This window comes from Candidatus Palauibacter sp. (genome assembly GCF_965216145.1).
Taxonomy (GTDB): domain Bacteria; phylum Gemmatimonadota; class Gemmatimonadetes; order Palauibacterales; family Palauibacteraceae; genus Palauibacter.
This window is the reverse complement of sequence record NZ_OZ244149.1, coordinates 865,352-892,162: the sequence shown is the minus strand read 5'-3', so window position 1 is coordinate 892,162 and position 26,811 is coordinate 865,352. Positions and strand designations below refer to the sequence as shown.

At 67.1% G+C, this 26,811-nt stretch carries 22 protein-coding genes and 1 pseudogene; 8 read left to right on the top strand and 15 right to left on the bottom strand.

Annotated features, from left to right (window positions below; all coding sequences use genetic code 11):
* Positions 1–119 precede the first annotated feature (119 nt).
* Positions 120–3,542 (top strand): amidohydrolase family protein, encoded by a 3,423-nt coding sequence (locus tag ACOOHF_RS03915; RefSeq protein WP_420463458.1) that lies wholly within the window; start codon positions 120–122, stop codon positions 3,540–3,542.
* Here ACOOHF_RS03915 and ACOOHF_RS03910 read toward each other — a convergent pair.
* The 5 genes from ACOOHF_RS03910 to ACOOHF_RS03890 form a co-directional block, all read right to left on the bottom strand.
* Positions 3,539–5,788: a fused MFS/spermidine synthase gene (locus tag ACOOHF_RS03910; RefSeq protein WP_420463457.1), complete on the bottom strand. Its 2,250-nt coding sequence runs from the start codon at positions 5,786–5,788 to the stop codon at positions 3,539–3,541. The two genes, ACOOHF_RS03915 and ACOOHF_RS03910, sit on opposite strands and share 4 nt — an antisense overlap.
* A 4-nt stretch (positions 5,789–5,792) precedes the next feature.
* The gene (locus ACOOHF_RS03905; protein WP_420463456.1) at positions 5,793–6,197 is read right to left on the bottom strand and encodes a type II toxin-antitoxin system PemK/MazF family toxin; all 405 of its coding nucleotides are present in this window, start codon (positions 6,195–6,197) and stop codon (positions 5,793–5,795) included.
* Between the two features lie 241 nt (positions 6,198–6,438).
* Complete coding sequence (locus ACOOHF_RS03900; RefSeq protein WP_420463455.1) at positions 6,439–7,095, bottom strand: hypothetical protein; 657 nt, start codon at positions 7,093–7,095, stop codon at positions 6,439–6,441.
* Between the two features lie 333 nt (positions 7,096–7,428).
* Positions 7,429–8,055, bottom strand: coding sequence for an oxygenase MpaB family protein (locus tag ACOOHF_RS03895; protein ID WP_420463454.1), 627 nt, complete (start codon positions 8,053–8,055; stop codon positions 7,429–7,431).
* Positions 7,952–8,404 carry a hypothetical protein gene (locus tag ACOOHF_RS03890; protein ID WP_419936073.1) on the bottom strand — a complete coding sequence of 151 codons (453 nt, stop codon included), beginning with the start codon at positions 8,402–8,404 and terminating at the stop codon, positions 7,952–7,954. The genes ACOOHF_RS03895 and ACOOHF_RS03890 overlap by 104 nt, the downstream gene beginning before the upstream one ends.
* A 188-nt stretch (positions 8,405–8,592) precedes the next feature.
* Between ACOOHF_RS03890 and ACOOHF_RS03885 the strand changes: the two genes are divergently transcribed.
* The 4 genes and pseudogenes from ACOOHF_RS03885 to ACOOHF_RS03870 all read left to right on the top strand — a co-directional run bounded on the left by ACOOHF_RS03885 (position 8,593) and on the right by ACOOHF_RS03870 (position 12,907).
* On the top strand, positions 8,593–9,945 hold the full coding sequence (locus tag ACOOHF_RS03885) for an amidohydrolase family protein (RefSeq protein WP_420463453.1): 1,353 nt from the start codon (positions 8,593–8,595) through the stop codon (positions 9,943–9,945).
* A 20-nt stretch (positions 9,946–9,965) separates the two neighbouring features.
* On the top strand, positions 9,966–11,300 hold the full coding sequence (locus tag ACOOHF_RS03880) for an MATE family efflux transporter (protein ID WP_420463452.1): 1,335 nt from the start codon (positions 9,966–9,968) through the stop codon (positions 11,298–11,300).
* Positions 11,301–11,334: 34 nt separating this feature from the next.
* A pseudogene (locus ACOOHF_RS03875) lies at positions 11,335–11,913 on the top strand (efflux RND transporter permease subunit); the annotation flags it as partial.
* Between the two features lie 22 nt (positions 11,914–11,935).
* On the top strand, positions 11,936–12,907 hold the full coding sequence (locus tag ACOOHF_RS03870; protein ID WP_420464328.1) for an efflux RND transporter permease subunit: 972 nt from the start codon (positions 11,936–11,938) through the stop codon (positions 12,905–12,907).
* Positions 12,908–12,927: 20 nt separating this feature from the next.
* On the opposite strand, the gene ACOOHF_RS03865 is transcribed toward ACOOHF_RS03870, so the two are convergent.
* From ACOOHF_RS03865 to ACOOHF_RS03840, 6 genes are all read right to left on the bottom strand, one after another.
* Entirely contained in the window at positions 12,928–13,902 is a 975-nt protein-coding gene (locus ACOOHF_RS03865; protein ID WP_420463451.1) for a phytoene/squalene synthase family protein, read from the bottom strand.
* An 11-nt stretch (positions 13,903–13,913) separates the two neighbouring features.
* Complete coding sequence (locus ACOOHF_RS03860) at positions 13,914–15,278, bottom strand: M24 family metallopeptidase (protein ID WP_420463450.1); 1,365 nt, start codon at positions 15,276–15,278, stop codon at positions 13,914–13,916.
* 18 nt (positions 15,279–15,296) lie between these two features.
* Complete coding sequence (locus tag ACOOHF_RS03855) at positions 15,297–15,710, bottom strand: type II toxin-antitoxin system VapC family toxin (RefSeq protein WP_420463449.1); 414 nt, start codon at positions 15,708–15,710, stop codon at positions 15,297–15,299.
* Positions 15,707–16,003, bottom strand: a complete 297-nt coding sequence (locus ACOOHF_RS03850; protein ID WP_420463448.1) for a ribbon-helix-helix protein, CopG family — start codon at positions 16,001–16,003, stop codon at positions 15,707–15,709. The genes ACOOHF_RS03855 and ACOOHF_RS03850 overlap by 4 nt, the downstream gene beginning before the upstream one ends.
* A 93-nt stretch (positions 16,004–16,096) precedes the next feature.
* The gene (locus ACOOHF_RS03845; RefSeq protein ID WP_420463447.1) at positions 16,097–16,546 is read right to left on the bottom strand and encodes a type II toxin-antitoxin system VapC family toxin; all 450 of its coding nucleotides are present in this window, start codon (positions 16,544–16,546) and stop codon (positions 16,097–16,099) included.
* Entirely contained in the window at positions 16,543–16,806 is a 264-nt protein-coding gene (locus ACOOHF_RS03840) for a FitA-like ribbon-helix-helix domain-containing protein (protein WP_419940340.1), read from the bottom strand. Before ACOOHF_RS03840 ends, ACOOHF_RS03845 begins: the two co-directional genes overlap by 4 nt.
* 136 nt (positions 16,807–16,942) lie before the next feature.
* Here ACOOHF_RS03840 and ACOOHF_RS03835 point away from each other — a divergent pair, with 136 nt between their 5' ends.
* Together ACOOHF_RS03835 and ACOOHF_RS03830 are read left to right on the top strand one after the other, a co-directional pair.
* A complete protein-coding gene (locus ACOOHF_RS03835; protein WP_420463446.1) occupies positions 16,943–18,241 on the top strand; it encodes a pyridoxal phosphate-dependent aminotransferase in 1,299 nt (432 codons plus the stop codon).
* A gap of 20 nt (positions 18,242–18,261) precedes the next feature.
* A complete protein-coding gene (locus tag ACOOHF_RS03830) occupies positions 18,262–19,203 on the top strand; it encodes a hypothetical protein (protein ID WP_420463445.1) in 942 nt (313 codons plus the stop codon).
* Positions 19,204–19,318: 115 nt separating this feature from the next.
* On the opposite strand, the gene ACOOHF_RS03825 is transcribed toward ACOOHF_RS03830, so the two are convergent.
* From ACOOHF_RS03825 to ACOOHF_RS03810, 4 genes are all read right to left on the bottom strand, one after another.
* Positions 19,319–19,960 carry an SRPBCC domain-containing protein gene (locus ACOOHF_RS03825; protein ID WP_420463444.1) on the bottom strand — a complete coding sequence of 214 codons (642 nt, stop codon included), beginning with the start codon at positions 19,958–19,960 and terminating at the stop codon, positions 19,319–19,321.
* A gap of 27 nt (positions 19,961–19,987) precedes the next feature.
* Complete coding sequence (locus tag ACOOHF_RS03820) at positions 19,988–21,928, bottom strand: alpha/beta hydrolase family protein (protein ID WP_420463443.1); 1,941 nt, start codon at positions 21,926–21,928, stop codon at positions 19,988–19,990.
* Positions 21,925–23,271, bottom strand: coding sequence for an NAD(P)/FAD-dependent oxidoreductase (locus tag ACOOHF_RS03815; RefSeq protein WP_420463442.1), 1,347 nt, complete (start codon positions 23,269–23,271; stop codon positions 21,925–21,927). The genes ACOOHF_RS03820 and ACOOHF_RS03815 overlap by 4 nt, the downstream gene beginning before the upstream one ends.
* Positions 23,272–23,341: 70 nt before the next feature.
* Positions 23,342–25,087 (bottom strand): M1 family aminopeptidase, encoded by a 1,746-nt coding sequence (locus ACOOHF_RS03810; protein ID WP_420463441.1) that lies wholly within the window; start codon positions 25,085–25,087, stop codon positions 23,342–23,344.
* A gap of 172 nt (positions 25,088–25,259) precedes the next feature.
* Here ACOOHF_RS03810 and ACOOHF_RS03805 point away from each other — a divergent pair, with 172 nt between their 5' ends.
* A complete protein-coding gene (locus tag ACOOHF_RS03805) occupies positions 25,260–26,780 on the top strand; it encodes an amidohydrolase family protein (RefSeq protein ID WP_420463440.1) in 1,521 nt (506 codons plus the stop codon).
* The last annotated feature ends 31 nt before the right edge of the window (positions 26,781–26,811 follow it).

Below are 26,811 nucleotides of genomic sequence, written 5' to 3'. Positions count from 1 at the left end.
ATACAAGGATACATTGCCCGAACGAGCTCCACCACTCAAATCGCTGCGGTCTCTTGCTGCCGCCGCTGCTCCGGGACCAGCTTCCTGCAGGCTGCCAGGCTCATCGCAAGGAGGTTCCCGTGTCGAAGCCACGCTCCACCCCCGCCCTCGTTCCCGTCCTCTTCGCCGCTGTGGCCGCGAGTCTCTGCCCCGGAAGCGGGGGTGGGCTGCTCGCGCAGGAGGCCGACCCGGGCGGGCCCCGGGGTGACGCCCAGGAGGCCGGTGCGTGGGATGTCACCGCCGCGTACGGCGCCACGCGCGAGATCGACTTCACAACCCGCGAGGGGACCTGGATGTCGGTCGATGTCGCCCCCGACGGCGGCTGGGTCGTGTTCGATCTCCTCGGTCACGTGTACCGCGTGTCGGCGGAAGGAGGCGAAGCCGTCGCCCTTACGCAGAACAGCGGCGTGGCGATCAACTTCCACCCCCGCATCTCGCCCGATGGCGCTTCGATCGCCTTCGTGTCGGACCGTGGAGGCCAGAACAACCTCTGGGTGATGGACGCCGACGGCGGAAACCCCCGGCCCGTGTTCGAGAACATGGACGTGCGCGTGGTCGAGCCCGCGTGGACGCCGGACAGCCGCTACATCGTCGTCCGACGCTACGAACTGGGCGGAGAGCGGGGGCGCGGGATCTGGATGTACCACCGGGACGGCGGGGAAGGGGTGGAACTGGTAGGGGACGAGGTCGAGAATCCGTCCTGGCCCTCGGTCTCCGCGGACGGTCGCTATCTTTATTTCCACGTCAATACGCCGGGGCAGGGGGTGGCCTTCGCCGACGCCGGATACGATGGGTTCGACGGATTCGACCACGCGGCGGGGCCGCCGCGCGCCGAGCGCGACGCGCTGCAGGGAGCGTACAACCTGCGTCGCATGGATCTGCGGGGCGGCGAGATCATCTCGATCACGCACGGAGAGCCATCGCGCCAGTACCGCCTCTCGAGCGGAGGCGCGTGGGCGCCCGAGGTGTCGCCGGACGGCCGCTGGCTCGCCTTCGCACGCCGCATCCCTGACGGCACGATCGTGTGGAAGGGGCACGAGTACGGCCCGCGCACGGCACTCTGGCTGCGCGACCTCCGCACCGGCGCGGAACGCGTGATCATGGACCCGATCGAACGGGACATGGTCGAGGACACCAACACGCTGCGCGTGCTGCCCGGCTACTCGTGGTCCAGCGACGGCGCCTCCATCGTCCTCGCCCAGGGCGGGAAGATCCGCCGCCTGGACGTCGAGAGCGGGGAAGTGGAGACGATCCCCTTCGAGGCGCGCGTCCACCGGGTGATCTCGGAGCAGGCATACGCGCCGATCGACATCGACGAGGGCGATTTCCGCGCGAAGTTCACACGCTGGCAGGTCGGTTCGCCCGACGGCCGCCGGCTCGCCTTCCAGGCCGTGGGCAAGGTGTGGGTCATGGACGTTCCCGCGGGAACGCCGCGCAGGCTGACGCCGGACTCGTTCACGGACTTCGAGTACTCCCCGGCGTGGTCGCCCGACGGCGAGTGGATCGCGTTCACGAGCGTCGACGAAGCGGGCGCGGGCCATGTGTGGAAGGCCCGGGTCGGGGACGGCGGCGCGGAACCGGTTCAGTTGTCGGAGGAATACGGGGAATACAGCCAGACGGTGTGGAGCACGGACGGCGAGCAGATCATGGTCGTCCGCGGCTCGGGCGTGACCGCCCGCACCCGCACCTACGCGCACGGCCCCTGGTTCGACATCGTCCTCTTCCCGGCCAATGGGGGGGGCGCGGCCGAGGTGACCCGCGTCTCCGGACCCACCCTCTCCACCCGCACACAATTCGTGCGCCCATCGTTCGGGCCGGACGGCAGGATCTTCTATCCCCAATTGGGGATGGAACGCGGCGAGGGCTCCACGCTGGTCTCGGTGCGCCGCGACGGGAGCGACCGGCGGGAACACGCGAGCTTCCCGTTCGCGGATGAGATCGTCATCTCCCCGGGCGGAGACTGGATCGCCTTCAACGAGGGCGACAACGTCTACCTGACCCCGCTCCCCGCGTCCGGGACGGGGGGCGGGACGGTCGAGATCGACAAGAAGAAGGGGACGCTGCCGGTCCGTCGCCTGAGCCGGACGGGCGGGCTCTTCCCGTCGTGGCGGGACGCGCGCACCGTCCAGTTCGGGAGCGGCCCGACGTACATCGCGTACGACGTCGACGCGGAGCGCGCCGACACGGTGGAGATCGACCTGCGCGTGCAGCGGGACTTCGCGGCCGGGACGATCGCGCTCACCGATGCCCGGATAATCACGCTCGAGGATCGCCAGGTGATCGGGTCCGGGACCGTTCTCGTGCGCGACGGTCGCATCGCCTGCGTCGGGGAATGCGACACGACCGGTGCCGACCGCGTCGAGTCGTTGGCGGGGAAGACGATCATCCCCGGCTTCATCGACATGCACTCGCACTTCTTCCGCGAGTACCGCGGCATCATCCCCATGAAGGCGTTCGAGGCGGCGGTGCCGCTCGCCTACGGCGTCACGAGCAACATGGACAACTCGATGTGGTCGCAGGACGTCTTCCCGGCCGCCGAACTCATCGAGGCCGGGATGCTGATCGGGCCCCGCACCTACAGCACCGGCGATCCGCTCTACCTGGGCGACGCCGCGCGCCAGAACGACCTGACCTCGTACTCGGTCACCGAGGAGGAGATCGAACGCCTCCAGTCGTGGGGCGCCGTCTCCATCAAGCAGTACCTGCAGCCGCGACGCGACCAGCGGCAGTGGGTGTCCGACATCGCCCGCCGGCGCGGCCTCATGGTCACGTCACAGGGCAACGATCTGCTCCACAACCTGACCAAGATCATGGACGGTCAGACCGCGTGGGAGCACTCGCTCACCTACGCCCCGATCTACGGGGACGTGGCGAAGTTCTTCGGCCGGGCGGAGGCGGTGTACTCCCCGACCTTCAACACGCGGTCCGGGCCCTGGAGCGACGAATACTGGTTCGGCGAGAGCGACGTGTGGCTCAAGGAGAAGCTGCGTGCCTGGATGCCGTGGCAGCAGCTCGTGGGCCACACGCGGCGGCGGGCGCTGCGCCCGAAGACCGACTACATCTTCCCGATCGTGGCGCAGGGCCTGGCCGACATCATGGCCGAGGGGGGTCGCGGCGCGATCGGGGGGCACGGCCAGCAGCACGGCATTTGCTCGCACTGGGAGGTGTGGATGGCGGCCACCGCCCTCGGGCCCATGGGTGCGCTCGAACTCGCGAGCGTAGAGGGGGCCTACTTCCTCGGGGCGGAGGACGACCTGGGGACGATCTCGGTGGGCAAGCTCGCCGACCTCATGGTCCTGAACTCGAACCCGCTCGACGACATCCGCAACACGGAGGACATCGCCTATGTGATGAAGGACGGCCGGCTCTACGTGGGCGACACGCTGGACGAAGTGTGGCCCCGCCAGCGGCCGTACGGTGCGCGACCGTGGGTGAACCCGGACGCGCTCAGGATCGGCCCGGTGCCGGTCGAGGTCTGGGACTCCCGAGGCTCCGGACGCTAGTCACGGCCGGGCATGAAGAACGCGTCGTTGTCGGTGACGACCGGTCCTCGGCCGATGTAGCGCGTGAGGTCCGGACCGACCATCGAGACATATCCGGCGATCGTCTCCGGCGATCCGAGGTCTCGCACCACGGTCGGGTTGGCGCCCGCGCGCGCGAGGATCGACTGCATCACCACCGCCCCCATCGGTTCCCGCGTCGCGACCACGTACGTGTGCGTCGACCCCGTCGACCACAGCACCATCTCCGGGAAGATGTCCCAGACGGTGCGCAGGATGTCGCGGTAGTCGCTCTCCCGGACGCCATGGATGGGGATCCACTGCATGAACACCCCGTCCTCGGCGAGCCGACTCTCGATCAACTGGTAGAACTCGCTCGTGAACAGCGCCCACGAACTCGCGTTCGCGGGATGCGTCGCGTCCACCGAGATGATGTCGTAGCGGTCCTCCGTCCGGAGGAGGAAGTTCCGCCCGTCCTCCACGTGCACGCGGAGCCTGTCGCTCTCGAGGACGCTGTAGTTCTCCTCCGAGTAGACCGCCGCGGCCTCGATCATCTCCGGCGAGAGGTCGACGGCGTCGATCACTGGGATCGCGTGCGTGTCCATGGTGCCCGTCGCGATCCCGTTCCCGAAGCTCAGCACGAGCGCGTTGCGGGCCCCGGGCCGGATGAGCGGCGGCAGGTGACCCAGCAACCGGAAGGCCGCCATGCTCTGCCGGTCGGTCGGCACTTCGTCGCGGCCGTTGACGAAGGAGATCTTGAGGTTGTCCTCGGGGACCTCGAGTACGGCGACCGTCGTCTCGACGCCCTCCTTGTAGAAGATGAGGCGGTCGGTCGCCTCGTAGTACGAGCCGAGGTAGAAGCCGGTCGGCAGGACGGCCACCCCAAGGATGAGGGCGGCGGCCGCGCCCGCCGGCGCCCAGCGGAGAATGCGCCCCGCGCCGCGATCGAGCAGGATGGCGCCCGCCCCGATCGCGAGGTTCAGCGCCGCCAGCGCCACCGTCGTGTTGCGGAGGCCGAGGACGGGCACGAGCACGAACCCCGTCCCGATCGAGCCCACGATCGCGCCCAACGTATTCAGCGCGTTCACGCGTCCGATGCGCAGGCCCACGGATTCCGGGCGTTCCCGCGTGTAGAGACTTCCCACGATGGGGAACATCGCCCCCAGCAGGAGGGTGGGCGGAAAGACGGTGACGAAGGCGATGAGAAACTCGTACGGGACAGTGTAGCCGCCGAGCCGCTCCTGGAAGTGGAAGGACGGGAGGCGCGCGAACACATACAGGATGAGGATGGCCAGCAGCCCGACCGCCAGCTGGAGGGCTCCGAAGTCTCGCAGCGCCGCCCGTCGCCGCCGCAGGATCCAGCTGCCCCCCGCGCTTCCGAGCGCCAGCCCGGCCAGAAAGACAGTCAGCATGAGGGCAAACGAATAGGCCGCGTGCGACGTGTGGATGTAGAGGATTCGGGCCCACACGACTTCGTAGCCGAGGGCGATGAAGCCGGACACGCCGTAGGCCACCCCGATGTACCTGAGCGCCCGCGCCGAAATCGGCAGCCCCCGGGCCGCGGGCATCGCGTCCGGGTCTCCGTCTCCGGCGCCAGCCCCGCCCGGTGCCGGCTCGGCGGCCGCCGTCCTCGCTCGCGTGAGCCGGGGGAGGGCGAGGGCGCCCGCGGCGACGAGAAGGTTGATCGCCACCCCGAGGAAGATCGTCTCCAGAGCCCCGAGGTAGCGGAGGAACACGAGCCCCGTGAGGACGCACCCTACGGCGGCGCCCGCCGTGTTGACGAGGTAGAGCCACCCCACGTCGCTCCCGATCCGGCCTCCGTGCGTCGCGTAGACGCGGCTCATGACCGGGAGCGTGGCCCCGATCAGGAACGTCGCCGGCGTGAGCACGGCCAGCGAGAAGACGAGCCGGGTCAGCGTGAGCCAGAACCCGCCGGCCGGGAGGGCGTTGCTGAGCCCGGGATACACCCCGTGCAGCGCGCCGAGCAGGAACGGCGACAGCGCGGCCAGGACGGCGATCCCCACTTCCAGCAGCGCATAGGTGCGCAGCGGCCGAGCGTGGGCGTCGATCCGCCGGCCCATGACGTAGCTGCCCAGTGCGAGGCCGATCATGTACGCGCCGATGACCGCGCTGTACGCGTAGACACTGACCCCGAAAGTGAAGATGGACTGCCGCACCCACGCGATCTGGTAGATCAGCCCGCTGATTCCCGACAGGAAGAAGAGGACAAGCAGAGACGCCCGCCGCACGGAGCTACCCAGCTCCGTGCCCCGATAGCGGTTCGGTCATCAGCTTGCAATCCGAACCCATCACGTACCCGATGGCATCTATGACGTCAGCCATCCGGGGCTGGCTGAGCATACCCACATACGAAGCCGGTTGGGCCATGTCGGAGCGGCGAATTACCGAAAGACCTTCCGCCTGCGCCACGCACGACTTGCGAAGTCCAAACGAGCCCTGCTGGAAAAAAACGCAGTTTCTCAACACCTGCCTCTCCGAGAGCTTCTTGGACGTTAGGGACACGGCCAGGCAGTAACGGCCTCTATTGAACTGTTCTTGAGATACGATTATGAACGGACGCCGCTTGCACGATGCGTCCAGGACATCATGTATTTCGCCAGGCAGAATCTTGTTCAAAACGGGTTTTCTGCACACCATTCGGCACGAGCCGCCGCCGCCAAATCAGCCCACGACTCCTCCTCATCGTAGGCGTCCACACGACTGTCCTGATCGGGATCCGTGATTCCCGATCGGTTCGAAGTGCACAACCACTTCCCATGGCTCGGTAGCCAGTGTCCAGTTGCTTCGCTTGCGGATGAACTGTTGCTCGCGGGCGGCAAGCTGTCGACTGGGGCCGCACGCATGTACTTCGTCGCATAGCTCACAATCCCACCCTTGCTTAGATCTTGTCGAGGTGAGGAAGGACAACCGATTCTGTGTAATCGATGGTGTTGCTCAGGTACTCGCTGGGGGGAGACCGAAAGCTACGAATCCGGCTGGGATCGATGCTTACTGCCCCCTCGGAAGAGAGCGTGACCTGAGGCCACTGTGACATCACTTCGACGTACAGCGAGCGCGGATCTTCGCGAAGAACTTCTACCGATACGTCCCGCTTCGGATTCGAGAGTTCATCGCCCTGAGCAAACTGCGCGGCGGCGGTTTCGTATTTCAGAGATACGAAGGACAGCCGGTCGTGGTGGAAACGCGGATCGCTCCTGGAAAGACGAAGCACATCTCTGCTCAGAAACGACACTGCCGAACCGTCCGGCGCATGTGCCTGCCCACGAATCCGAGCCTCTGCCAAGACTCGCTGCCGAGACTCGCCCAAGGCAGTGAACGCAGCCCCACATGCCCAATCGAAATCCTCGAAGACGACGTCGTTTGACGTCGGCCAGCTACATCCGAGGAACAGGCGCGCCGGATCGTCCTGGGCTTTTCGGTCGATCGTGATCGTTAGACTCTTGCGTTCATCCTCACGCGTCAAGCTTATCGAGAACAATCTCTCACCGCTCCGCTGCCGCTCACCGGGTTGGTATTGGAATGCGATGTCGTCCACACCAAGGGCCTCGCACACGGCCGAGTGAATGCTCATCCCGATCTGCCGCGTGAGGTTCCTGGGCGGTCCAATCAGAAAGGCGAAGCTCAGGCCTCGAGTTTGGTACGAGTTCTTCAGCATGCAAGGCGACTAGTCAGGATGAGACCCAATGGCCGACGACGGTTTCGTCCCGCCACACGAGGCGCCGAAGTTAGTCTCGTCCGGCAGGTTCGTCCAACGCGGAGATGCCCGGAAGCGCGTTGCAACCCGGCGTGGAGATGGTGATCGAAGTCGACCTTGACGCACCGGTGTGCGAACGCACCGGCCGGTGTTACGATGGGCTGCCGACCAAGCTCACCAGCTGATCGACTTCGACGTGTGGACGTGATTGGGCATCCTGTAGCTCAACCCTTCGTCGTCGTACACCGAGATCTGGAGAAGCTGGGTGAAGTTGTGTGCCCGTACCCGCCGGATACCTGCCAGCGTTCGCAGGAAGCGCTGCTTCGACCGATATTGGAGCAGTGTTCCTCTTTCCCAGAAGGACCGCTTCGGGAACTCGAATGCGGTAGCGAGTCTCTCCCCTAGGAGCGCCCGCGAAAGGCGGTATGCCAAAGTCACCAGCTGTTGCCGCTCCTTCGGATCCTGAACATCCACAACGTCCGGAATCGCCTTGATCAGCATGTTCGCCACGGTGATCGAATCGATGTCCGCCTCCGGTTCGCACTTATAGCTGATATCGTAGATCTTCTTTGCATCCTCGGCGGAGGTATAGAGGATGGTTTCCGGGATGCCCATGACGTACCCGGCGTAGCGCCAGACCTGGAGAACGCTCCGTTGTTCTTCTTCGTCGAACTGCGCGCCCAGCAGCAGCGAGTATTCAACCAGGCGCTGAGAAAAGACGGAAATCGCGAAGCCAAGGTGCGCCGTGCTTACCGGCGTACCCCAGGCGTCGTGGTCCCATTCCTCGGACTTGTTGAGCAAACTCCTTATCCGGGTATGCACGAAACGAATGCGCGCGGAGGTCCACATTCCCATGGAAGGCACGGATGCCGGGACGGAGGGCCTCGTAGTCGAGCCAGGGCGGCTCCTCGAGGTTCTTGAAGAAATTGCGCAGGGGCTCCGGCGCGGTTTTGAGAACGTCATCGCGCCCCTCGATGCCGGCGCCGATGAAGCGGTGCAGTTCGCCGGGCGGCATCGAGGAGAGTTCCTCCATGATCGGATCCAGTTCAGGATCGCCGATGCACGTGTGCTTGATGTAGTTGTCGACAGCCTCGGGATCGGTCGGCCGAGCCGTCCTGTAACCCTCCGCGTACGCCGTCGGAACGTTCACTGGATTCGTGCCTCCTGGAAACTCTCCTTCGGGCCCATCCGACCCTCCGGGTGACACAACACTCCAACATAGCACCCGCCCGCCCACCCGTGCCAACGCCGGGCGGATCCGGCGCGTGTCGGCTGGCCGGGTTGGCTCCGCGACGACAGTTTGCCGGGTCCCGTCCACACGCGATCGAGGAGCGTCCGATGCGAACCAGGCTGACTACCCTGCTTACCGTCTCGCTGGCCGCGGCTTCCGCCGTCCCGGCCACCACCGCCGCGTCGGCGACGGCCCAGGAGGTGACGGCGATCCGGGCTGGCCGTCTCATCGACGGATCCGGGGCGCCGGCGCGTGACGACCAGGTCATTATCGTCCGGGGGGAGCGGATCGAAGCCGTGGGGGCTGCAACGACGGTCTCGATCCCGGCCGGGGCGCGGGTCGTCGACCTCAGCGGCTACACAGTGATGCCCGGCATCGTCGACGCGCACGCGCACCTCTCGATCCGGCCCGATATCCGCACCCTCCGCGGCCAGCTGGAGGGGATGGAGCAGCATGACGCGATGCAGATGGCGCGCATCGTGCGGAACATCCGCGTCCAACTCATGTCCGGCGTCACCAGCGTATACGTGGTGGGCGAAGTCCACTACAACGACATCCAGGCCTCGCAGGCGGTGGCCGAGGGCGTCCTCCCCGGGCCCCGGATCTATCCCAGCGGCAACTTCATCTCGACCACCGCAGGCCACGGCCCGGCCGAGTACCGCACGACCAACGGGCCGTGGGAGATGCGCACCTTCGTCCGCCAGAACTACGAGATGGGCGCGCACCACATGAAGCTGACGATCACGGACCGTGCGCGGGTGGGCCCCAACAACGGCACCCCGTACGCGCCCGGCGAGAGCAACTACACCAGGGAAGAGATCGACGCGGCCGTGAACGAACTGCACCGGCTGGGGATCGAGGCCACGGCGCACGCCAACGGCGAGTCGATCCGGCTGGCCGTCGAGGCAGGCGTGAACTCGATCCAGCACGGGGGCAACCTGAACGAGGACCTGATGGACCTCATGCTGAGTCACGACGTGGGGTTCGTGAACACCTACACGATCGGATACCAGAGCGTCTTCAACGAGTGGGGCTTCCTCGATAACCAGGCCGGGAACATCCGCGACTGGCTGGAACGCGGGCGCCAGGTGCACGAGCGGGCGTTGGCCGAGAATGAGAGTCGCGCGCAGCGACGTCTCGACCGCCTGGGGCAGCTCCGCCGGTCGAAGGAAAAGGGGGTCGGCGTCGGCATTGGGACCGACAGCATGCACGGGTTCATGCCGCTCGAGATGGAGAACCTCGTCGCGGCCGGGTTCACGCCGCTCGAGGCGATCACCGCCGCCACCGGCCTGAACGCGGAGATCGTGGGGCTCGATGATGAGGTGGGGACGATCGCGGCGGGCCTGTTCGCCGATATCATCGCGATCGACGGACGGCCGGACGAGGACATCCGCGACATGGGCAACGTCGCCTTCATCATGGTCGGCGGGCGCGACCAGACCGGCCTCAGCTTCCGGTAGCCCGGTCTGACGCGAGTGGCTTGGAAGACCTGACCCGGGGGTCGATCCCCCGACACATCGTTCGCATGGCCATCCCGATCGCGATCGGGATGGTCTTCCAGACGCTCTACTATCTGGTCGACGTGTACTTCGTCGGCCGGATCGGCGAAGCGGCCGTGGCGGGTCTGACCTCGGGCGGCAACGCCTGGTTCCTCGTCATGGCCCTGACGCAGGTGCTCGGCGTGGGCACCATGGCGCTCATCGCGAACGCCAGCGGCCGCCAGGATCGCGCCGACGCGAACCTCATCTTCAATCAGAGCCTGGGTCTGGCCGCACTCCTGGCCGGAATCACGCTGGTCGGCGGCTACGCCCTGACGGACTGGTACATGGAGGCGCTGGCGGCTGACGCCGAGACCGTCGCGGAAGGCAGCCTCTATCTCCGCTGGTGCCTTCCGGGGCTCGCGCTGCAATTCGCGCTCGTGTCGATGGGGTCCGCGCTCCGAGGCACCGGAATCGTGAAGCCGACCATCTTCGTGCAGGTGTTCAGCGTCGCGCTCAACGCGCTGCTGGCTCCGTTCATGATCGCCGGCTGGGTTACCGGGCGCCCGCTGGGCGTGCTGGGCGCCGGGCTCTCCACGACGATTTCCATCGCGGTGGGCGTGCTCATGATGCTCGCGTACTTCCTGCGCCTCGAACGCTTCGTTCGCTTCGACATCACGTGCATCAGGCCCCGTATCGAGGTGTGGCGCCGCATCCTGCGCGTGGGACTTCCGCCCGGCGGCGAGTTCGCCCTCATGTTCGTCTATATGGCCGTCATCTACTGGTGCATTCGGGGGTTCGGGGCGGAGGCGCAGGCCGGTTTCGGCATCGGCAGCCGGGTGATGCAGGCCGTTTTCCTGCCCGCGATGGCGATCGCGTTCGCGACGGCGCCGGTGGCGGGACAGAACGTGGGGGCCGGCCAGCCCGATCGCGTGCGGGAGACGTTCCGCTGGGCGGTGATGGCCGGGGGCGCGATCATGCTCACGCTGACCCTGCTCTGTCAGATCGCGCCGGCCACGCTGGTGGGCGCCTTCTCCGGGGATGACGCCGTGATCGGGGTGGGCGGCGAGTTCCTCCGCATCATCTCCTGGAACTTCGTCGCCACCGGGTTCATCTTCACGTGCAACGGCATCTTCCAGGCGCTGGGCAACACCGTGCCGTCGCTCGTGGCCAGCGGGATGCGTATCGCCACCTTCGCCCTCCCTGCCGTGTGGCTCGCCGGCCGACCGTGGTTCGAACTTCACCACCTCTGGTACCTGTCCGTCGCGACCGTCGCGTTCCAGGCCCTCGTCAGCTGGACTCTCCTGCGCCGCGAACTCGCCCGAAAGCTGGCTTGAGCGTCGATGCCGGGCATCGTAGACCGTAAGATCCATGGAACGCAGGACGACATCCCCGGATGAGAACCGTGTGACCGAAGACAGCCGTTTGAAGAGCCGCGGAGGCCCCATCGGCTTCATGGCGAAGAACAGCATCGCGGCGAACGTCGTCATGCTGTTTCTCGTGCTCGCCGGACTCAGCGCGGTCCGCAATCTGGTCCAGGAAGTTCTGCCCGAATTCTCCCTGGATCGCGTCCAGATCGTCATCCCCTATCCCGGCGCGACGCCCGGGGAGGTGGAGGAGTCCATCGTCCGCAGGATCGAGGAACAGATCCGGGCGGTCGAAGGCCTGAGGCGGATCGAATCCACCGCTTCCGAGGGACTTGCGTCGGTGACCGCGGAGTTCAAGGTGGGGACGGACATCGGCCGGGCCCTCAACGAAGTCAAGGCGGAGGTCGACCGGATTCCGACCTTCCCGGCCGCCGCGGAACGCCCCGAGGTGCGGGAGATCACGAGTCGGCAGAGCGTCCTCCGCCTCCTCGTGTACGGCGACGTCCCGGAACGTACGCTGAAGGAACTGGCGTACGGCATCGAAGAGGGGCTCTCGTCTCTTCCGGAGGTGTCCCTGGCCGAGACCAGCGGCGCGCCCGTACGAGATCTCCATCGAGCTGCCGCTGCGACGACTCCGAGTCCTTGGCCTCACTCTGGACGACGTCGCGTTCGCCGTGCGGCAGAGTTCGCTGGAACTGTCCGCCGGCAAGGTATCCACGGGTGGCGAGGAAATCCTCGTTCGTACGCTGGGACAGAACTACGACCAGGCGGACTTCGAGGACATCATCGTCCTCACTCGGTCTGACGGCACGTCGGTTCGGCTGGGCGACATTGCAGCCGTACGTGACGGTTTTGCGGACACCGACCTGGACGTGCGCTACAACGGACAGCGCGCGGTGCGCGTCGATGTGTACCGGACCTCGGGCGAACAGGTGCTGGACATCGTCGTGGCCATCAAGAACTACCTCGCGGCCGAGGTGGTGCCGAGCCTCCCCGAAGGCGTCTCCGTCGAACTCTGGAAGGATGACTCGGAGCAGGTCAGCGGGCGCCTCGGCCTCATGATCAAGAACGCCATGCTCGGACTGCTCCTGGTCTTCGGAGCGCTGGCGCTGTTTCTGGAGATCCGGCTTGCCATGTGGGTGGCGGTGGGGCTGGCCGTCTCGTTCCTCGGCACCTTCCTGGTGATGGGATTCCTGAACATATCGATCAATATGTTCTCCATGATGGCGCTCGTCCTCGCCCTGGGCATCGTCGTCGACGACGCGATTGTGGTCGGAGAGAGCGTCTTTGCCGAACGGGAGCGGGGCGCTCGCGGGCTGGAGGCCGCCATCCGGGGGACGCGGCGCGTCAGCGGTCCGGTCATCTTCTCGGTGCTCACGACCATCACGGCCTTCGCCGCGTTGCTCAACGCACCCGGCCCGCAGGGGCAGCTCGGCCGGGGCATCCCGCTGGCGACCTCGGTCGGGTTCGGCGTCCTCTTCGCCACCCTCCTCCTGATGCTGGTCGTGCCGGCGCTGGTCATGTCGCAGTACAACCTGGCCGATTGGAGAGACAGCCGCCGACTGGGGCGCGCCTAGCCCCCTACGCGCCTGGCCCCCTACGCGGCTCGTTCGGCGAGGCGGTGGCAGTACCAGTCGATCCAGCGATTCGAGAAGCCCAACACCCTGGCGCGGCGGGTGATGGTCACGACTTCGCGGCGGGTCATCTTCGTCTCGCGGTCCAGCACCTCGGGGTTGGCTCGGCTGATCGCCAGAGTGCGCACGGCGAAGAGGAGCGGCAGCAGGCAGAAGAGGCGCACGCGGTGATGCCGCCTCGGGATCATGCGCATGTAGGCGCGCGCCGCGGCCAGGTGGCGGTCGGCCTTGCTGACGAGCCGGCCGAGAACCTTCATTGCCGCGTCGTGATTGGCGGGTTCGAACAGTTCGCCGGCGCCCATGTCCGCGTCGGGGAGGAAGGAGGCGGGCACGTACACCCACCCGCGGTCGCGGTCTTCGTGCAGCCCCCGAATGACGTTCACGGTCTGCAGCGCCAGGCCGAACTCGCGCCCCAGCGCCATCATGCGCTCCCGCTCGTTACCCAACCCGGAGAGCCGGAGCACGAACAGTTCGGTCAGTAGATGCCCCACGCGTCCGGCCACCTCGTGCATGTAGTCGTCCAGATCCGTCTCGGTATGAAAGACCGACCCCCGAAGCGTCCAGCGCGCCATCCCGGCGCTCGATCTGCGAACGTGGCGTACCAGGATCTCGCGCGCGGCGGGCGCCAGCCGGTCCAGTCCGTCGAGCACGGCCGTCGCGTGGCGGGCGACCAGGGCGTCGGGTGTGTCCTCCCCGGCCTCCCCAAGGCGCCGGATCAGGGCTTCGCGGTCCCCGCCACCGTCGAGGACGCGCCTCCATTCTCCCAGCAGGGCCACCTTCTCATCCTCGCCGAGTTCCTGGTTGTCCTCGAGATAGTCGGATACGCGAAGGAGCAGGTAGGCGACGGTGATCTCCCCGCGAAGCGGGTCGGGAAGGAGCTCGATTCCCACCGCGAAGGTTCGGCTGGACCGCACGAGAAGCTCACGGAGAGTGGCCATGGCCGGATTGTTCAGGACACGGTCCGTCCCGCGACAGGATCGGACTTGATCAGGAGCAGTCGGCTGTTCGCGGGATAGAGCCACTCCGCACCCCGTTCCGTGACCACCGCGTCATCCTCGAGCGGCACCCGCAGCTTCGCGCCTCCCCACTCGGGGACCGCGGTATAAGCGAACAGTTCGATCGAGAGGAGGTTCGTCGGCACGACCTCGAAGGTGAGGCGGCGCGGGTTCCACGTCGCGATCGAGGGGCCGATGCCGTGTCCGAGGTTGCCGACCGAGTGGTGGCCCTCCCACGTGACATCCGTCTGCGGGCCGTCGGTCGGCTCGTTGAACGGAATGGGGTTGAACCCGGCCGCCGTGAGCGCGGCCCCGATCCGATCCATGTTCTCGCGGGCCGTAATCCCGGGCCGGATCGCTCGTCGCGATACCGCTCGCGCGGCCATCGCCTGGTCGAAAGCGTTCTGCACGCCCGGCATGGCTTCGGTTTCGCCCGGCCGCAGGACGTAGGCGACGCGCTTCATGTCAGTGCAGAAGTTGAGGTGACAGACGCCCCAGTCGATCATCATCACGTCGCCGCCCTGGATGATGCGGTCGCTCGACACCGCCTCGACCCCCCCGGGCCCCGTGATGTAGATCGAAGGGAAGCCGAAGGACGAGCCGAGTCCACGCTCGAGAAGCCGGTCCATGAGCCACCAGGCGACGTCCTTGAGGGAGGTGACGCCGGGGGTGATGATCTCGTTCGAGAGCGCACGCTCGGCGAGTTCCCTGGAGATCTCGCCCGCCTCCGCGAAGCCCGCGATCTCGGAGGCGACCCGCCGCGCCCTGAAATCGGAAACGAGCTTCTCGGCGGAAACGAACCGCGACGCCCAGGGTTCGCCCAGGGTCTCCGCCAGGTGGTGGTAGCCCGTGTAGGAGAGCCCGTCCGCCGCCCCGATGTTCTCCCCCATGTTGAGGCCGATCCGCTCCGGGTCGCGTTCGGCGACGAACGCCCGGAGGTCGAAGTTGCCCGTAACGATGTCGTAGGCCCCGTTCCCGGCGAGCAGGTATCCGCTGATCCCGAGCGCGGCGCGTTCGATCCGGTCCCCGCCTCGGTCGGTGAAGATGTAGTAGCCGATGGGGTTCACGTAGCCGACGCCGAGGTCCGGCGTGAGCGGGTCGTCGAGGCCTTCCCTGCGGACCGTGATCCACATGTCGATCCCGTTCTCCCGCATCGCCTCGGGCAGCACGACGTCGAACTTCTCGCGCCGCATCTGGCCCATCCGCTCCCACCGCCGTCGCGCCTCCTGTGCCTCTGCCGGGACGGGAGGCAGGAGAAGCAGCAGTACCGCCCAGAGCCCGGCGCGCGCGATCCGACCCTTCAGCCTGACTTGCGACATGAACCCTCCCGGTTGTTCCTAGAGATCCCTCGGCCAGAGCTGTGGCTGCCCGTCCAGGGATACGGCTCCGAAATCGCGGAGGTCGATGGTCACGATGGCCCGGGCGCGGAGCCGCTCGGCTACGGCCATGACCACGCCGTCCACCAGCCCCAACCGCAGGGAGCGGTAGGTTGCGTGCAGGTCCGCGGCCCGCCGCAGATCAGCGAGTCGTCCCCACTCGATCATGAACCTGCCTTCCGACAGGTCGTCCCACAGCGCGGCGGCCACGGCAGCCCCCAATCTCGCCCCTACGATGTAATCCAGTTCCGGGAGGATGGCCCAAGGCAGAATCCATTCCCCGGGCCGGTTTTCGTAGGCGTTGCGGATTGCGTCGTGATCCCGGGCCCTGCGGTCGAGGAGTGCCACGATCGCGCTGGTGTCGGCGACGATCACGGTCCGTCGCCGACGCCTTCGTGCGGTTCCCTCTCCGCTTCACAGGCGTCCCCGGCAAGGTCGTCCTCCCCGAACCCGTCCAGGTATTCCTCGTACCGCTCGGCCAGATCCGGCATGCCGCTGTCGCCCATGCCGATGCTGCGCGGCAACCGGGCGCGTACCTTGCGGGTGGCATACTCCGCCACCGCCTCCCGGATCAGTTCGGCCGCGGAGCGGTTCTCGGCGTCCGCGATCGATTTCAGCTTGCCGTAGTCGGTCGCGCGCAGGTAGACCGTCGTCTTGATCTTGTCCATGCAGCATATGGTATATGGTTGACAGCTATGCGGCAACCCGCTCGCCCAAGGCGGGTTTGTAGCTCCGCTTCGCGGCTCTTCCCCTGCATCTGCTCAACGCTGCCGGTCAGCCCACGGGTTGACGACTTCGATACCGGTGCTACGAAAATCTCGCTCATTCCGCGTGACCAGGGCGAGGCCGTGACGTACCGCCGTGCCGGCCAGCATGGCGTCCGGCAGATGATCGTCGAGCGGTTCTCCCCGCCGCCGCTTCGCTTCCATGATGCGGGCGCAGGCTCGAGCGTCGGCCAGGGTCCAGTCGAGGATCCGTCCGCGGAAGAGTTCGTCCAGTACGCCCTGGAACCGCGCGGACAGATCCTCCCGTCGGCGGCCAGCCTCCATACGGCCGATTCCGTTGAGGACTTCCCACACCGTGATGGACGCCAGACCGATTCCCTGGGGGGAGATTCCGTCGAGGAACCCGGCCACTCGCGGTTCGGGGGCCGGCCGCATCATCTCGGAGACGACGTTGGTATCAATGAGCCACCCGAGCGGCCGGGTCACGCTTCGCTCGTCCGCTCGTCCTCGAACACGAACGGCTTGTATCCGTGACGAGGCAGCGGCGGCAACTCGACCCCGTACTCCGGCCCGAAGTGCCGCTCGAACACCTCCGAGGGCCTCGTCCCGCCTTCCGTCTTTTCCCGCTTCTCATGAATCAGGCGGCGGACGAACTCCTCCATCGAAATGCCGGTGTAGCGTGCCTCGCGCCGAAGCCAGGCCTTGTCCCCCGGGTCGATATCCCGGACGGTAATCGTGCTTCCCATAGTGCGTCACTCTCCACGTCAGCGGTCCAACACGAGAAGACTAATGCCAGCAGTCATTGCTTGCAAGCAGCACGAGGCTCAGGATCTTCTCAACCGTTCGACTGGCAACGGGGGGGCGGCCGGGACATTATCGGGGATGCCTGTTCTAGCGCGGCGGCTGGCCGACCTGGGGACCGAGAACGCCTTCAAGGTGAATGACGACATCCAGGTCTGTCTCGACCGGGGGATGGACGTCATCCGCTTCAACATCGGCGCCCCCGACTTTCGCAGCGCACCCCACCTCAACCGCGTCGCCGTGGCCGAACTCGAGGCGGGGAACTCGGGGTACTGTGACGCGGCCGGGCTCCCGTCCTTCCGTGAGGCGATCGCGCGCCACGTCTCGGCGACGCGCGGGATCGAAGTAGAACCGGACCGGGTCGTGGTCACCCCCGGGGCCAAGCCTCCGATCGGGTACACCTTCCAGACCTACGTCGACCGGGGCGACGAGGTCATCTATCCGAGTCCCGGGTTCCCGATCTACGAGTCATGGGCGACCTTCGTGGGCGCGCGCCCGGTCCCGCTGCACCTCTCCGAGGAGCGCGGGTTCGCGTTCACGGCGGATGACCTCGGGGCCCTCCTCTCCGAGCGCACCCGGCTCATCATCCTCTGCTCTCCCTCGAATCCGACCGGCGGCGTGCTTTCGGCCGAAGATCTTGCGGGAATCGCGGAGGTGGTCCGCGAACGCTGCCACCCGGATGTGCGGATCTATTCCGACGAGATCTATGAACACATCCTCTTCGACGGAGCGGAGCACCACAGCATCGCTTCGCAACCCGGGATGGCGGAGCGGACGGTGATCGCGAGCGGCCACTCGAAGGGCTTCGCCATGACCGGATGGCGGCTCGGCTGGGCGGTCCTGCCGACGAGCGAAGAGGCCGAGGTCTTCAAGCAGCTGAACATCAACATCATGTCGTGCGTGCCGCCCTTCCTGCAGGAGGGAGGACGGGCCGCGTACGAGGACCCCGCCACGGCCGACGTCGTGGCGCACATGGTGGGAGAGTTCGAGCGGAGGCGGGACTTCATCGTCCCCGCGCTCAACGCGATCGAGGGCCTGCGCTGCGAACTGCCGAAGGGCGCCTTCTACGTCTTCCCCAACGTCTCCGGCATCTGCGACCGGCTGGGCGTGTTCGAGGCGCACGAAAAGATGCCCGCGGAGTCCCGGGCGCGGACGACGCCCTCGGGCATGCTGCAGATGTTCCTGCTCTACCGATACGGCGTGGCGACGATGGACCGGGCCTCCTTCTGCCGCATCGGCTCGGAGGGCCAGCACTTCCTCCGCATCTCGATCGCGAACGGCATGGAGGACATCGAGCGCGGCGTGGCGCGGATCGAGCGGGCCGCTGCCGACCCGGACGGATTCCGGGAGTTCGTCGAGACCGAGCGTCTGTGGGATTGAACCCGGAGATGGAGTGGACCGTGGGATCCATCGCTGCACGGGGCGCGGTCCCCCTGCTGCTCGCGGCCCTGGCGATGGGCAGTGGCGCCGGGGTGGGCGCGGCGCAATCGCACCGGGCGGGCTACGGAGCGGTCGTACTCGAAGCTCCGGCCAGTGTGGAGGCGGCCGCCTACGGGAATGCGCCCTACCTGTTCGGCGGGGGGGCGGACCTCCTCTTCTACGCGCCCGCCCTCATCGCCCGCGCGGACGGCATGGCGGCCGGCCTGCAGCGTTACGGCTCGGAGGGCACGCTCGCGACGCTCGCCGCCAAGGGCGCCGTCGGGCTGGGCGACTTCGCGGTCGGTCTCCAGTACCTGAGATACAACGGCGCGGGGGTCGCTCGGGGCCCGGATCTCCAGGGCGCTTTGGCCACGCCGGACGGCGCCCCCGTGACCGAATTCGCCGCCTCGCTCGGCTACGCCCGTGAGCTGTTCGGCGCGTTCGGTGCGGGCATCGTCGCAAAATACCTCGAGGACCAGTCCGCGCGCGGAATGGACCGCGCCGTCGTGCTGGATGTGGGCGTCGCGCGCGAGTTCGGGCCCACCATGGTCAGCCTCGCGGCCCGCAACCTGGGATCCGATCTGGAACTTCACGGACGGGGGGTCAGGATCCCGACCCAACTGGCGCTCGGCGTCTCGACCGAGCGGTTCGAGGTCGGCGAGCTGGACATGTTCCTTACGAGCCAGATCATGCGCCGCCGGGACGGCGAAATCATCCCGGCCGGCGGCTTCGAACTCTCCTACTGGCCCGTTCAGGGCTACACCTTCCGCCTCCGAGCCGGACTCCAGCGCGTGGTCGAGGACGAACGGAGCCCGTTCACCTTCGGTTTCGCCTTCACCGGAGACGCCCTCACGGTCGAGTACGCCTTCCAGGCCTTCGACGTGGACGGAAACGCCCACCGCTTCGGCCTCAGCTTCCGCTGATTTTGCCGTCCCGCGACCAATCCGGAGCCGATGTCCATCCGTCTGATAACATGACAAATCTTACACGCGATGTTGGATTTGCATGGTTGTGATGCGGTTGATTCCGTGAGAGGCGTCACGTCGGGTCTTCGCCCATGTAGAAGGCGGCCACCCGATCGGCCGCGGCGCGGGCGGCTTCTTCGTCGGTGCCCAGGGCAATCGACGCCTCACACCAGGCATCGCTGCTTTGGCGAGTGAACTCCCTCCCCTCGTCGGAGGCGAGCCACTCCGCCGCCGTATCCGGGACGACTGCAGGGTCTGAAGAGAAGTGCTGATCGAGGCCGTACATGGCCTGGTCCCAGCCGATACCGACCGCGCCCGGCCCGAACTCCTCCCAGAACTCCTGCGGAAACTGTGCGAGATGTTCGAGACGCACCTCGGTGCGGCCTTCCGACAGTGCCGAGAGCGTCACGGTCACCCAACTGACGTCTCCGTGCATGCGCCACGTCAGGGCGAAGTGCTCCGGCGGCTCACATTCCGTGATCTCGCCCCCGGCGTTTCCTTCGAACTGGTAACTCCCGCCCGGGCGCAGTTCTCCGGAAATCGGCAGGAACCACTGCGGAATCCGAGCCGCGTGCGTCAGTGCGTTCCAGAGATCGTCTCGGTCCACGCCGTACACCCTCGCGGCAACCAGCGCGCGGACGGGCCGGCCCTCATGCTCGCGTTGGCTCAGTTCACGCCTGACCGAGCCGACCTTCCCGGCGTTGTCATGGCTCATGCTGATTCCGTGGTAAGAGCCGTGTCGTCAGCTGTCGGGCCAGCGGTCGGAAAAACCGATGTCGTCCACGACGACGGTGCCGGCGGCGGTGCGGTCGAAGAGGAGGCGGATCTCGCGGGGGCGGGCCGGATCGAAGGCGGGATTGGCCTCCACCAGGTCGGCGAGCGGGATCGAGAACGACTGGAGCACGAGTTCCCACTGATTGTCGAAGGACTCGGCGTCGTTGCGGCGTCGCACGACGGTCTCGAGGGGCCTCCGGATCGGCCCGTAGTCCGACAGCCGCACGCTCGCGGATTCGCCCTCCGCGTCGGTGACCACGACGGACAGATCCACCGGCTCCTCGTCCTCCTCCCTCTCCCCCCGCGCGCCGTCGTCCTGTTCCCGGGCGTCCCGGGCCGCTTCGTCGCCCTGCCCCTGGTCTTCGCCCTCGGGTCTTCGTGGGCTCGGCCGGCCCTCCACGGCCGCGAGCTGCAGATCCAGGCGAGATGTCGCGCTCAGGCCCCACTCCGCCCCGAGGGTGTCGGGCAGCAAGATGGCGTAGTTCGCCGCCGTCCCGAGTGCGTCCCCGTCGCCGGCGATGTGGTTGTTCCAGCCCAGCCAGAGCGCGTTGTTCTGCTGCGAACTCGACGTCGTAGGCCGATTCTGTGACCGGAGATCGAGCAGCTCCTCGCGCCACACGCCGAGCGAGTCACCCCGGAGCTTCACGCCGTGCGCGGTCCCCGTCGTGACGTCGATGTCCTCCTCGAAGGTGGCGAGCGGCCGGAAACTGCTCGACGCGAACTGCGTGATGTACATCGTCTCCGGCAGCCAGCCCCCGATCGCGCGGTGGTCCCGGAACATCGGCATGTAGTCGGGTTTGTCGCGCAGCGTAGTCTCGAGGAAGGCCGAGATGTAGACCTTCGCGAACTCCCGCTGCGCTTCGCCGTCGATGAGTCCCCGCAAATCGAGCCGCCGGGCGCTTCGGGGCCCGTTGTCCTTGTTCCCCCACACCGTGTTCCACTGGCCGTGGTTGGCCCGATACATGTAGATCGCGGTCTTGAAGTAGTCCCCGCCATCGGTGAACTCGAGCCGGTTGAACAACCGCAGTCCGTGGAAGCTCGTGACGTCCCCGTCGTGCGAACCGTGGAAGACCATGTAGTTCACGTTCTCGACCGGGACGAGCCGGCCCGTGGGCAGGTACTGACCGTCCACCGGGGCGATCGCGATGATCCCGCGGATCCCGTGATTGAAGTCGAATTCCAGCGAGGCGTCGTCCGGATAGCGAGACAGCCGATTGAAGGCCGCCGCATGTCCTACGGCCTCGCCCCCGCGGGAGTGTCCGATGAGGGCGATGCGGTCGAAGTCGATCCTGCCGAAGAAGGGGGTGGATTCGTCCGCCGCGAATTCCTTGAACGCATCGATGTGTTTGAGGAGGAACCATCCGCGTCCATCGTTCTCGTTCCGGATACCCCCATTGATGAAGTTCATGTCGACGGACGCGAACACGTAGCCGCGGCTCGCCAGCAGCTCTCCGAGGTACCCGTAACCGGGGTCGGAGAAGTCCTTCATGTTGTGGTTCCCGTGCACGATCAACACCAGCGGGAAGGGGCGATCGTCCCGAGATTCGCCCGCTGGATACCAGACGCGGCCGTTGATCGGGAACGCCTTCGGCGTGAAGCCCCAGTAGCCGTTGCGCTCCTTCGCCGTCTCGCCCAGCGACACGAGCTTCGAGGCGTCCACGGTCTCGGTCACGATGGAGACGGAATCGCGGTACTCGGGCCGCCGCCGGTCCGTCCCGCTACCGTAGTAGAGCCGCCGCACCTCGTAGGGGCCCGGAGTCGCCGGGTGCTCGGCCTGCAGCCGCTGATCGGCCAGGACCGAGGCGTGGTCCGAGGGCGTCAGCCGGAGCGGACCGTAGCATCCCGCTGACGTGGCTGCGGCGAGGACGGCCGCGACGGCGGGTGCCGCGAGGAGTCGTCGCCTCTTCAACCGCCGAGGTCCTCCGACTGCGGGTCCGGCTCCCGCTGCCCGCCCTCCGGCGCCTCGAGGGAGAATCTGAACTGCTCGGCCAGTTCGGGATCGTTCTCGATCTCCAGCACGCGCTTGGCGATGTACTCGCCGAGGACCGGTCCCTGCTTGAAGGACTCGGCGGTCCCGAGGCCGGCGAGCCACACGTTGTCGAAGTCGGGGTGCTTGTCGACGAGGAAGTTGCGGTTGGGACCGAAACAATAGTGGCAGGCGCGCGTCTCGTTGATCGCGGCCCCGACCATGTCCGGGAAGTAGCGCTCGAGGACCTGGCGCGGGCGTTCGTGCGCCTCGGGCGGCACCCAGCGGTCGCTCGTGTCCGGATCGTCTCCCGGCTGCCCGCCCGTGCGCACGCGGAAGCCGCGGTGGTCCGGGCCGAGCGCCGGCCAGCCCGTACACCCCGGTACGCCGTAGCTCGGCATGTTGGGGAACATGAAGCGCTGATCCGGCACCGCGAAGTAGAAGACGTTGCCGATCGGGATGCGGACGCGGTCCCCGAACAGTTCCGGGAACGTCTTCCCGATCCAGGGGCCGACCGCGAACACGAACGTCGAGGCCGCCAGCGACTCGTCGCCGCCCAGCGTCACGTCGTTCAGCTGGCGACCGTCCGATTCTCCGAGAGCGGCCCGCGCGATGCGGATCTCGCCGCCCTCCATCTCGAACCGCTTGGCGACCGACTCGATCGCGCGCCGCGCCCGTACGACCCCCGCGTTGGGTTCGTGGAGTCCCAGGGAGACCCCCTCCTCCGTCCGGATCCAGGGCCAGCGGTAGTTGATCTCGTCGACGTCCAGCAGTTCGTAGTCGACCCCGAGCCGGTCCCACTGGGCCATCGTGTCCTCGAGGTACGGGATCATCTCCTCGCGCAGGATGAGATCGCCCGACTGGTAGAAGACACGGGGGAGGAGGAGTTCCTGACCCTCTTCATCCCATTGAATCCAGCGCCGGATGGCCTCGTTGGCCCACCGGTTCCAGACGAAGCCCGCGGGGCGGCCGCCGTACGACGAGCGAACGCCGCGCGTCTCCCCTCCGGACGTGGAGCGCGAGTTGCCGGGGCCGTACGCGTCGAGCACGGTGACGGTGGCGCCGAGGCGCTGGAGATTCAGTGCGGTCCAGATGCCGAAGCTACCCGCCCCGATCACGACGACATCGGGGGCCTGCCCGGCGCGCCTGCGGAGGGGTGTGGCGCGGGGCGCCGGGACCGAGCCCTCGAACAGGGGCGCGCCCACCAGCGACGAGGCGTTGCCGAGCGACAGCCCGGCCGCGCCGGCCGTCGCCGCCCTCAGAAAGTCGCGTCGATCGATCGCCAAGTGCGCTGTCCCTTCCCGAAGCGAATCCAGGGCGTCAAAGCTGACTCACGCGACGCGCCCCGTGCAAGCGCTATCGTCCTGTCCCGCGTCGCTCGAAGTCCGCATCCATGAGAAGCCAGGTGTTCGGATCGAGGACGACATCACGCGGCTCCGCCTCGGCCGGGATCGTGAAGACGTTGCGGCGCGCGTCGACCTCGACCACCTCGATTCGAGGCGGCACGGCGGCTCCGTGTACGCCGCGCTCGGCCGGCCCGTTCGCCGGGAGGTGGATCCCGATCTGGAAAGGCATCCGGAACGTGTAGGCGTCGTCCTGCACCTGATCGATCTCGACGTGGATGGCCCCGGCCTCGGCGTCGTAGCTCCAGCCGCCCTCGACCTCCAGCCACCCGCCTCGATACAGCCACTGGTCGAAGAACTCGCGCAGATCGAGGCCCGAAGCCTCTTCCATCGCCCGCCGGAAGTCCGCCGTGGTCGCGTTCCGGTCCCGGAACTCCCGGTAGTAGTCCTGAATCCCGGCCCAGAACGCGTCCTCGCCGACCACGCCGCGCAGCATGTGCAGCGTCCACGACCCCTTCTGGTACGTCCCGGGCCCGCTCGTGACCCGGCTCATGTCGGCCAGGTTGTCATGCACGATCCGATAGTCGGGGTTCTCGGCCATGAAGGCGCGGATCCCGTCCCGACTCACCTTCAGCCGTTCGACGAACTCGTCCCGCCCGTACTGGTGTTCGATGAAGAGGAGGGTGAAGTACGTGGCGAAGCCCTCGCTCAGCCAGACGTCGTCCCAGTCATACTCGGTGACCGCGTTCCCGAACCACTGATGCGCCACCTCGTGGATGATGACGTTCCGCCAGCGGACCGAGCGCTCGCCGGTGACCGAGTCGTCGCCGTAGAAGATCGCGGTCGCCGCCTCCATCCCGCCGCCCACGCTGTTCGACTGCACGTTGGCGAGTTTCTCGTATGAATACGGTCCGACCCAGTCGCCGTAGAACTCCATCGCCTGCTTCGTCGGCACCGCGAAGTCATGGAAGCCGGCGTCGCGATCCTGGGCGTAGACCCACGTCTGGATCGGCACCCCGTTGTAGTAGTCCACGGTCTGCACGGCGAAACGCGCCGCGCCGAGCACGTAAAGCCAGGTCGCGATCGGGACCGACTGTTTCCAGTGTGTGCGCCGGGTACCGGCCGGGAGATCCGTCTCCTCGATGAGGAGCCCGTTGGAGATCACCTGGTAGTGGGCCGGCGCCGTGACGATCAGTTCGTTCGTGGCCTTGTCGTATGGGTGGTCGATCGTCGGCAGCCAATTGCGGGCCTTGTTGGGCCAGTTGTCGCTGAAGAAGGTCCGGTCGCCGTGCTTGTTCGGACCGATGATGAGGCCGGTGGCTGGCACCCCCTCGTAGACGACGGTGAGCCGGCGCCGCTCGTCGGCCTCCGTCGGGCGCGCGAGCGAGATGAACAGCGCGTCGTCCGCGTGCGTGAACTCGAGTGGCCCGTCCGCACCGGTCACGGCCCGGACCCGTATCCCGGTGCCATCGGGCTTCTCCTCAATGAGATCCAGGCGCACCCTCTCGACCCCCGCCTCCAGGAACCGGAGGTCGATCGTCGCCTCGCCCGAGATGACGTCCGTCTCGTCGCTCAGCGTGAGCGCGAACGCGTAATTGAGCGCGTCGATCGCGGGATTCTTCGGATAGGTGTCCGCGGGCCGCTCCGATAGCGGCTCCAGGGGCGGCTCCCCGGGCGGCTCGGATACCAGCCTCGGCCCAGCGTCCGACGAACCGAGCATCAGCGCTGAGAACAGCAGCAGCGGCAGGGCGTATTTCATCGACACCTCGTTCGCATGGTTCCGGATCCGCGACCAACCTGCACCCGGAAGCCGGCCCGCCGCACCTCCCAGCGAGCCCCGCCTACGCCGCCCGTCTCGCTCGGCGTGTCGATTGACGGGGTCCGAGACGCGTCCCTACGCTGCGGAAGGCCACTTCACGAAGGAGGACCTCATGTTGAATCGCCGATTCCCGGTCGAACTCGCCATCGGTCTGGTCGCCGGCTGGATGTCATCTCCGGAGGCTGTCGCCCAGGAGACCATCGCCATCGTCGGGGCCACGGTCATCGACGGGAACGGGGGCGAACCTTTGGCGGACGCCACCGTGGTGATCGAAGGCGATCGGATCGCCGCCATGGGACCGAGCGCCTCCACGGTGGTACCCGACGGGGCACGGGTCATCGACGGAGCGGGGAAGTTCCTCACCCCCGGCTTCGTCGACACCAACGTGCATACGAGTCTCTACGGCGCCGGCTTCGGGAAGCACCGGAAGGAGAACGCGGTCTTCTTCTGGGAGCGCGGCGCCGACATCGCCCTCGAGTCCGCGCAGATGCACCTCAAGCACGGGGTGACGCACATCCGGGACAGCTACGGCCAGCTGCCCCAGCTCATCGAGGTGCGGGACGCCATCGCGGAGGGGCGCGAGGTCGGGCCGCGGATGCAGGTCGCCGGCAACATCGTCGGCTGGGGCGGGGCCTTCTCCGTCACGTTCTCGCTCATCGCCGATACGGATCTGTCGCTGTGGGAGGAACAGTTCTCCGATCACCTCGCGCAGGGGGCGGGAGAAGACCTCATGGACATGTACCCGGAGGAACTCCGCGTCGCGATCAACGACTATCTCGACAAGGGCGTCGACTTCGTGAAGTACGGTGGGAGCAGCCACTGGTCCTACCCGACGATGATCGGGTTCTCGCCCGAGGCGCAGCGCGTGATCGTGGAGGAGACGCACCGGCGGGGGCTCGTCGCCGAAACGCACGCCACCAACCCGGAAAGCCTGCGCCTCGCCGTGGAAGCGGGCATCGACCTCATCCAGCACCCGGAATCGCTGGCTGGCCGTCCCTATTCGGAGGCTCTGCTCGGGCAGATCCGCGACCGCGGCGTGATCTGCGCGATGATCGTCAACAAGATCACCGGCGAAGCGTGGGAGCAGCATCTGGCGGATGTCGCCGCGGCCGAGAAGCGCTTGGCGGGGGCGGGGAACGCGGAAGAGTGGGGGCGGCTGCGCAGGCCGGTCCCCCGGGAGAAGACTTCGTTCGAACTGCGCCGGGATTGGAACGCGCTGGGGCACGGAAACGAGATGCGCCGGCAGAACGCGAAGAGCCTGATCGAAGCCGGCTGCATCGTCACGCTCGGTACGGACAACTTTCCGGCGGCCGATATCCAGTTCCTGCGCGAGCCCAAGCCGATCTGGCAGGAGCCGGGCATCGGGACGCTTATGGCGATCGAAGGTCTCGTTGAACTCGGGATGACCCCGTCCGAGGCGATCGTGGCCGGGACCCGCAACGGCGCCCTCGCCGCCCGCGCCCTCGACGACTTCGGAACGATCGAGGTCGGCAAGTTCGCGGACCTCGTCCTCCTGGACGCGAGCCCGCTGGAAGACATCCACAACATCCGCAGGCAGGCGATGGTGATGAAGGAGGGGAAGGTGATCGACGTAGACGCTCTCCCCACCCGGCCGGTCATGTTCGTTCCTTAGCGCGCGGGGGCGGACTGCGGCACCTAGTATG

Coding starts and splice junctions, on each gene's coding strand:
- ACOOHF_RS03840 (WP_419940340.1), bottom strand. CDS start 16,806: ATGGGAAGCACGATTACCGTCCGGGATATCGACCCGGGGGACAAGGCC.
- ACOOHF_RS03850 (WP_420463448.1), bottom strand. CDS start 16,003: ATGGACAAGATCAAGACGACGGTCTACCTGCGCGCGACCGACTACGGC.
- ACOOHF_RS03835 (WP_420463446.1), top strand. CDS start 16,943: ATGCCTGTTCTAGCGCGGCGGCTGGCCGACCTGGGGACCGAGAACGCC.
- ACOOHF_RS03825 (WP_420463444.1), bottom strand. CDS start 19,960: ATGAGCCATGACAACGCCGGGAAGGTCGGCTCGGTCAGGCGTGAACTG.
- ACOOHF_RS03905 (WP_420463456.1), bottom strand. CDS start 6,197: ATGGTGTGCAGAAAACCCGTTTTGAACAAGATTCTGCCTGGCGAAATA.
- ACOOHF_RS03885 (WP_420463453.1), top strand. CDS start 8,593: ATGCGAACCAGGCTGACTACCCTGCTTACCGTCTCGCTGGCCGCGGCT.
- ACOOHF_RS03805 (WP_420463440.1), top strand. CDS start 25,260: ATGTTGAATCGCCGATTCCCGGTCGAACTCGCCATCGGTCTGGTCGCC.
- ACOOHF_RS03860 (WP_420463450.1), bottom strand. CDS start 15,278: ATGTCGCAAGTCAGGCTGAAGGGTCGGATCGCGCGCGCCGGGCTCTGG.
- ACOOHF_RS03810 (WP_420463441.1), bottom strand. CDS start 25,087: ATGAAATACGCCCTGCCGCTGCTGCTGTTCTCAGCGCTGATGCTCGGT.
- ACOOHF_RS03865 (WP_420463451.1), bottom strand. CDS start 13,902: ATGGCCACTCTCCGTGAGCTTCTCGTGCGGTCCAGCCGAACCTTCGCG.